Genomic DNA, 6958 nt, shown 5'->3' on the forward strand with positions numbered 1-6958 from the left:
GTTGACCGCCTCTCGCCGAGCGTGAAACGGATCACCCATTCGAGCGAGGGTTCACAGGTTTGCGATTTCCCGCCACCTGACAGACGACCAGCCATGATTTCGAACGCGCCCGTCGCCCGGAACAGGCCGCTGACAGGCACCGGAGCGGTCAAGGCTGGGATACCAAGCCGCCCCTGCGCCTCAACGGACCGCGTTTTCCAGCCAGTCCGCGTCGATCTCGCCCTCGGCGACGATCACCGCGGGGCCGGTCATCTCGATCTCGCCGTCCGCCCGCTCGGTGATCACGAGGGTGCCGCCCGGCACATCGACGGTGTACGTCGCGGGGGCACCGGTGACCGCCGGGTCCGCGCCGTCCCGCCGCGCGGCGGCCACAGCGACGGCGCACGCGCCCGTGCCGCACGAACGGGTCTCACCGGCACCGCGCTCGTGCACGCGCAGCGCGACATGCCGGGGCCCGCGGTCGACCACGAACTCGACGTTGACCCCGTCCGGGTAGGCGGAGGCAGGGCTGAACGGCGGCGGGGAGTGCAGGTCACCGGCGTGCGCGAGGTCGTCCACGAAGGCCACCGCGTGCGGGTTGCCCATGTTCACGTTGCGTGCGGGCCAGCTGCGCTCGCCGACGCTCACCGTGACGTCCCCTTCGGGGAGCAGCGCCTTGCCCATGCCGACCGTGACGTCACCCGCGGCGGAGCCGCTGGTGGATGCAGTCTTGGCGATGTGCACCGTCTTCACACCCCCGCGCGTGGCGACCGCGAGATCGCCCTCGGCGGCGTGTCCGGCTCGCTGGAGGTAGCGCGCGAACACGCGCACGCCGTTGCCGCACATCTCCGCGACCGAGCCGTCGCCGTTGCGGTAGTCCATGAACCACTCGGCCTCGGCCGCCATGTCCTTGGCCTCGGGGTGCGCCGCGGACCGCACCACATGCAGCAGTCCGTCACCGCCGATGCCCGCGCGGCGGTCGCACAGGGCGGCGACGGCGGCCGGGGGCAGGTCGATGGTGTTCTCGGGGTCCGGGACGATCACGAAGTCGTTCTCGGTGCCGTGGCCCTTGAGGAAGGCGATCCGCGTGCTCATTCCTCGATCGTACGGCGCACTCCGCCGGGAGGGCCGAGGAGGGTGCAGGACGGCAGGTCTGTGTCGGGGCGCTTCAGCGGAGCCTTGCTACACGCCATACGGCCAGCACGACCACCGCAGCGACGACCACGGCGTAGGCCACCACGACCCGCCAGTCCGGTCTGCGTCCGGAGCCCCGCTGTGGCACCCCGGGCCAGGTGTAGCCCACCCGGCGGGCGGCCATCATGCCCCAGCCGGCCGCGCAGGAGCAGATCAGGAGCCCCAGCATGGCGATCACGGCCCCGCTGTCGCCGAAGTCGAAGGCCAGCGGGAACGCGAACATCAGGGAGCCGACCGCGGCAAGGAACACGATGGGCGCGAGCTGCCAGATACGCAGTCGCCGCTGCGGGCGCAGCTCGACCTCGACCTCCGGGCCGCTCGCGTACATCTCCTCGGGCTCGGGGCCGTCGTCGGTGACGCCACCCTCCGCCTCGTCGAGCCCGTCGGGGATCGGACGGTCGTCGTCCTGCTCCCGTTCGCCCCTGTCGGTGGTGACGTTCTCGGTGCCTTGTGCGGTGTCGCGAGGGCCGGCCTCCATCGCCACGCGCCCTCCCAACTCGGACTCCACTTGGTCGATCGAAGCTCGATGATGGCACGGCGCCGGAGGCCGGGACGGCGGCCGGAGCGTCCCGATGCCATCACGTGATCAGGCTGTAACCGGTCGTTCGACCAACGCCAGGGCGAGATGCGGAAGTTCTGTGAGATCCGCCGCAGCCCCACTGAGCCAATGCACCCGCGGGTCGCGCCTGAACCATGAATCCTGGCGGCGCGCGAAGCGCTTGGTGGCACGTACGGTCTCGGCCCGCGCCTCATCGAGGGTGCACTCCCCGGCGAGCGCCGTGAGCACCTGCTGGTAGCCGAGCGCGCGCGAGGCCGTACGCCCCTCACGCAACCCCCGCGCCTCCAGCACCCGGACTTCGTCCACGAGCCCGGCGTCCCACATCCGGTCGACCCGGCGCGCGATGCGCTCGTCGAGCTCCGGGCGGGCCACATCGACGCCGATCTGGACCGTGTCGTAGACCGAGTCGTGGCCGGGAAGGTTGGCGGTGAAGGGCTTGCCGGTGATCTCGATCACCTCGAGGGCCCGGACGATACGGCGCCCGTTGCTGGGCAGGATCACCTGCGCGGCCTCGGGGTCGGCGGCGGCCAGGCGGGCGTGCAGCGCCCCGGAGCCGCGCAGCGCGAGCTCGTCCTCCAATCGGGCCCTGACCTCGGGGTCGGTGCCGGGGAACTCCAGGTTGTCGACGGCCCCACGGACGTACAGCCCCGAGCCGCCGACCAGGATCGGCCAGCGCCCTTCGGCCAGCAGTGCGTCGATCCGCTCCCGCGCGAGCTTCTGGTACTCGGCGACGGACGCCGTGACCGTGACGTCCCAGATGTCCAGCAGGTGGTGCGGGACACCGGCGCGCTCCTCGGGCGTCAGCTTGGCGGTGCCGATGTCCATCCCTCGGTAGAGCTGCATGGAGTCGGCATTGACGACCTCGCCGCCGAGCCGCTGGGCCAGGAACACGCCCAGATCGGACTTTCCGGCTGCGGTCGGTCCGACGACGGCGATGACTCGGGGGACGGAAGGTGCGCTACTCACCGGCCCAGTCTCGCAAACCTCACGGGGTGACCTCGAACGAGTTACGTGACGGCACGCGCGCGGGGTCGTTGCCAGTTGCGAGGTTTTGGCCGCCGGTTTCGCGGAGGCGGCGACCGGGCGACGCAAACGGACGCACCGGACGACGCGGGATTTCGCCCGCACGAGTAACGTATGGAGTGGATATGGGCGTTTTCGCACGACTTCTCCGGAGGTCGAAGGCTACGGAGGAGGCGTCAACCGCCGAGGCGCAGGCCGACACACCAACGGCCGAACCCGCGGCGGAGGAGGCTGCAGAGGCGAAGGGGTCGGCCGAGGCCCAGACCGAGGACGGGGCCCAGCCAACGGCGGCGGAACCCGTCGAGGCCGATACCGACGACGGCGTCGAGATCCCCAAGCAGCAGTCCGCCGACGAGGCGGCCGACCGTGAGGCCGACGAGGGCGCCCGCACGTAACTGCCCCGCGCGGGAAGGTGAAGCATGGGTCTGATGCACAATTTGAAAGCCAAACTCGCCCCAGCCAAGGACAAGGTCTCCGACTTCGCGCAGCGGCACGAGGACAGGGTGCAACACGGCCTCGACAAGGCTGAGAAGTTCGTCGACAAGAAGACCAAGGGCAAGTACAGCGACAAGATCCACACGGGTACGGGCAAGGCCAAGGGCGCCATGGACCGGCTCGCGCACAAGGGCGACCACACGGCGACGGGCAGCAGCACGCCGCCACCGGACGCACCCCCGCCGACGACCTGAACGGCACATCGACGGACGGCCGCGGAGCTTGACGGCTCCCGGCCGTCCGCCGTTTTCAGGTGGGCACCGTCCCGCCCTACGACCAGGCCGCGACCAGGTACCCCACCCCGTACGGCGCGTCCTCGTACAGCAGGGCACCCGAAAGGCCCGCCTCCTCGCCGGCTCCCGCGAGGACCTGCCAGGGGGCTCGGCCCGAGGCCTTCAGGTCACGTGCGAGCCCGGTGTCCAGCGCCTTGAGGGCGGCCACGTCCGCCCTGCCCAGCGCCCGCGCGACGGACGCGTCGAAAGGTGCCGCCCGCTCGTCGAGGTAACCGGGAGCCTTGAGCGTGCGGCAGGCGCTGGCGTCGCCCATCACCAGCAGTGCCACCCGCTCGGCCCGGGCAGCGATGTCCCTTCCGATTTCCATACACCGCTCGACCTCCAGCGGTTCCCCCACACCGAGTCCCTCGATCGGGGCGTCCGACCACCGGGTCCGCTCCAGCAGCCATGCGGCGACGGCCAGCGAGGACGGAAGCAGGCGTTCCGACGGCACCGGGGCGGTGGCCGCGTCGTCCTCGGCCTGGCCCAGCCGTACGTCGATGTCCACGCCGAAGCCGCGGAACGAGCCCGGCGTACCTTCCGCATACGTCCCGTGCCCACTCTCCTGGGCGGGGCCGACGACCACGAGAAGGTCGGGCCGAGCGGCCGCGAGCACGCCGAGCGCGTCCGTGCAGGCGGCTCGCGCGGCATCCAGCTCGGCTGCGGCGCCCGCGGCGAGCTCGGGCACGAGGAGCGGCGGGCAAGGGCAGACTGCGGCGGCGACAAGCATGATCGGCAGCCTACTGCGCGGCCCAGGGGGTCACCCGGGACGCCCGGTCAGTCGACGGCGCAGCCTCCGGTGACCACCGGCAGCGGCTCCGGCACGCCCACCTTGGGCAGGCCGAGCAGCACACCGGCCGGCTTGGCCTGGGCGGCGGCGTTCCGCTTCTCCCAGGCGTCGCCCGCGCGCGTGCGGCGGATGTCGAGGACGGCGCCCTCGGCGAGGAGGTGGTGCGGGGCGGCGTACGTGATCTCGACCGTCACCACATCGCCGGGGCGGACCTCCTGCTCCGGCTTGGTGAAGTGGACCAGGCGGTTGTCGGGGGCCCGGCCGGAGAGGCGGTGGGTGGTGCCGTCCTTGCGGCCCTCGCCCTCGGCGACCATCAGCTCCAGTTTGCGGCCGACCTGCTTCTTGTTCTCCTCCCAGGAGATCTCCTCCTGGAGGGCGACGAGACGCTCGTAGCGCGCCTGGACGACCTGCTTGGGGATCTGGTTCTCCATGGTGGCCGCGGGGGTGCCCGGGCGCTTGGAGTACTGGAAGGTGAAGGCCTGCGCGAAGCGGGCCTCGCGCACCACGTGCAGCGTCTGCTCGAAGTCCTCCTCGGTCTCGCCGGGGAAGCCCACGATGATGTCGGTCGTGATCGCGGCGTGCGGGATGGCGGCGCGGACCTTCTCGATGATGCCGAGGTAGCGCTCCTGGCGGTAGGAGCGGCGCATCGCCTTCAGGACCGTGTCCGAGCCGGACTGGAGCGGCATGTGGAGCTGGGGCATCACGTTCGGCGTCTCGGCCATGGCGGCGATCACGTCGTCGGTGAAGTCACGCGGGTGCGGGGACGTGAAGCGGACGCGCTCCAGGCCCTCGATGCTCCCGCAGGCCCGCAGCAGCTTGCTGAACGCCTCGCGGTCGCCGATGTCGGAGCCGTACGCGTTGACGTTCTGGCCGAGCAGCGTGATCTCGCTGACGCCCTCGGCGACCAGGGCTTCGATCTCGGCGAGGATGTCGCCGGTGCGGCGGTCCTTCTCCTTGCCGCGCAGGGCGGGGACGATGCAGAAGGTGCAGGTGTTGTTGCAGCCGACGGAGATCGACACCCAGGCCGCGTACGCGCTCTCGCGCCGCGTCGGCAGCGTCGACGGGAACGCCTCCAGCGACTCGGCGATCTCGACCTGCGCCTCCTCCTGCACGCGCGCGCGTTCCAGCAGGACGGGCAGCTTGCCGATGTTGTGCGTGCCGAAGACGACGTCCACCCAGGGCGCCCGCTTCACGATGGTGTCGCGGTCCTTCTGCGCGAGACAGCCGCCGACCGCGATCTGCATCCCGGGCCGCTTGGTCTTCATGGGGGCGAGGTGGCCGAGGTTGCCGTACAGCTTGTTGTCGGCGTTCTCGCGAACCGCGCAGGTGTTGAAGACGACGACGTCGGCGTCACCGTCCGAGCCCGCGGGGGCGCGCACGTAGCCGGCGTCCTCCAGCAGTCCGGACAATCGCTCGGAGTCATGGACGTTCATCTGGCACCCGTAGGTGCGGATCTCGTAGCTTCGGGTAACGCCCACTTCGTCCACCGCTCCGGCCCGGTCACTGCTGCTGGTCATGTCTCCAGGGTAAGGGCGCGCCGGCAGCACCCACTCCGGGCCAGTCCTGGTGCCCGATACAAGCCCGTACCACTGTTGCCGAGGGCCAGGACGACGCACGACGAAGCCCCCGCAGCGATCCACCGCTGCGGGGGCGATAGGAAAGACGCCAATGCCTGCGCGGCTTGTCGTCCGTAGTGGCCGGCCTGAGATCGGGCCTGGTGGCGGCGTCGCCAGTAGGACCAGCTGAGCCGGTGGGCTGTGTCGTGGACGGGTCGGATGACGACAGTGATGAACAGGCGCTGGATTTGGTTGGTGAGCGGTGTGAGGGCGTCTGGTGCGGGGTGGCGGGCGTGTTCGTCGGCGCGGACGACTGCGAGGAAGGCGTGGGCGAGCATGGCGAGGGTGACCAAGCGGGACCAGGACGCGTAGCGGTGGCCCTGGTGCTCGTCCAGTCCGGCCAGACCCTTGCCGGACTGGAACGTCTCTTCCACCCGCCATCTTGATCCAGCGACTCGTACCAGCGTGGCCAGCGGCACCGGCGCGGGTGAGTTGCAGCGGTAGTAGGCGAGTTCTCCGGTGGTGCGATTGCGGCGGATCAGCAGCTGGCGGCTGCCTGTGGCGGGGTTAGGCAGGTCGATGGCGGCCCGGTCGTAGAAGCGGTGCCCCTTCGCCCCCGCTCCTGCGGACAGCTTCTGCCGAACTCGCTTGGCAGCTTCTTGACCAGGGTGTCCGCGCGGAACTTCCCGGCTCTGGTGGTGACTTCATGGGAGCAGGCCACGGCCAGCACGTAGCCGGTGCCGCGCTCCTCCAGCGCGGCACGCAGTGTCGGGTTGCCGCCGTAGACCTCGTCCCCCACGACCCACGACGCGTGGTGGCCAGCTCCGGTTTGGTCGCGAACCCGGCTTCCTCGCCCAGCCCGGCGGCCCGGCAGCGAACGGGGTCGGCCGTCCAGGAGCTCGGGAGGTACAGTTCCCGGTCCACCGCCGCATGCCCGCGCTGACCGGCGTAGACCAGGTAGACCGCGACCTGGGAAATCTGAATCCTGCCCGGGGCCCGTATTTCAATAAGTGCTCGGCAGAGGGGTGTTGGTGGGAGTCTGAGATATGACCCCGTGTCTGTCAGGCCGCGTTGCCGCTCGTGCTCTGCG

The 6958-nt window shown here is 70.7% G+C and carries 7 protein-coding genes and 1 pseudogene; 2 read left to right on the forward strand and 6 right to left on the reverse strand.

The features are described 5' to 3' along the window. Positions 1-180: 180 nt before the first annotated feature. From dapF to miaA, 3 genes are all read right to left on the reverse strand, one after another. Positions 181-1074 carry a diaminopimelate epimerase gene (gene dapF, locus ADL12_RS03425; protein ID WP_062698309.1) on the reverse strand — a complete coding sequence of 298 codons (894 nt, stop codon included), beginning with the start codon at positions 1072-1074 and terminating at the stop codon, positions 181-183. Positions 1075-1147: 73 nt separating this feature from the next. Then, positions 1148-1651, reverse strand: coding sequence for a hypothetical protein (locus ADL12_RS03430; protein WP_062698311.1), 504 nt, complete (start codon positions 1649-1651; stop codon positions 1148-1150). 108 nt (positions 1652-1759) lie between these two features. Beyond that, positions 1760-2698: a tRNA (adenosine(37)-N6)-dimethylallyltransferase MiaA gene (miaA, locus tag ADL12_RS03435; RefSeq protein ID WP_062698313.1), complete on the reverse strand. Its 939-nt coding sequence runs from the start codon at positions 2696-2698 to the stop codon at positions 1760-1762. Between the two features lie 182 nt (positions 2699-2880). On the opposite strand from miaA, the gene ADL12_RS03440 reads away from it, so the two are divergent. Both ADL12_RS03440 and ADL12_RS03445 read left to right on the forward strand, forming a co-directional pair. Continuing rightward, complete coding sequence (locus tag ADL12_RS03440; RefSeq protein WP_062698315.1) at positions 2881-3150, forward strand: hypothetical protein; 270 nt, start codon at positions 2881-2883, stop codon at positions 3148-3150. A 24-nt stretch (positions 3151-3174) separates the two neighbouring features. Further along, the gene (locus ADL12_RS03445) at positions 3175-3444 is read left to right on the forward strand and encodes an antitoxin (protein ID WP_062698317.1); all 270 of its coding nucleotides are present in this window, start codon (positions 3175-3177) and stop codon (positions 3442-3444) included. A 76-nt stretch (positions 3445-3520) separates the two neighbouring features. Here ADL12_RS03445 and ADL12_RS03450 read toward each other — a convergent pair whose 3' ends face one another. The 3 genes and pseudogenes from ADL12_RS03450 to ADL12_RS49565 all read right to left on the reverse strand — a co-directional run. Beyond that, complete coding sequence (locus ADL12_RS03450) at positions 3521-4252, reverse strand: class III extradiol dioxygenase subunit B-like domain-containing protein (protein ID WP_079051813.1); 732 nt, start codon at positions 4250-4252, stop codon at positions 3521-3523. Between the two features lie 47 nt (positions 4253-4299). After that, positions 4300-5829 (reverse strand): tRNA (N6-isopentenyl adenosine(37)-C2)-methylthiotransferase MiaB, encoded by a 1530-nt coding sequence (miaB, locus tag ADL12_RS03455; RefSeq protein WP_062698321.1) that lies wholly within the window; start codon positions 5827-5829, stop codon positions 4300-4302. A gap of 152 nt (positions 5830-5981) precedes the next feature. Beyond that, a pseudogene (locus ADL12_RS49565) lies at positions 5982-6858 on the reverse strand (IS701 family transposase); the annotation flags it as partial. Positions 6859-6958 lie beyond the last annotated feature (100 nt).

Source organism: Streptomyces regalis (genome assembly GCF_001509475.1).
Lineage (GTDB): Bacteria > Actinomycetota > Actinomycetes > Streptomycetales > Streptomycetaceae > Streptomyces > Streptomyces regalis.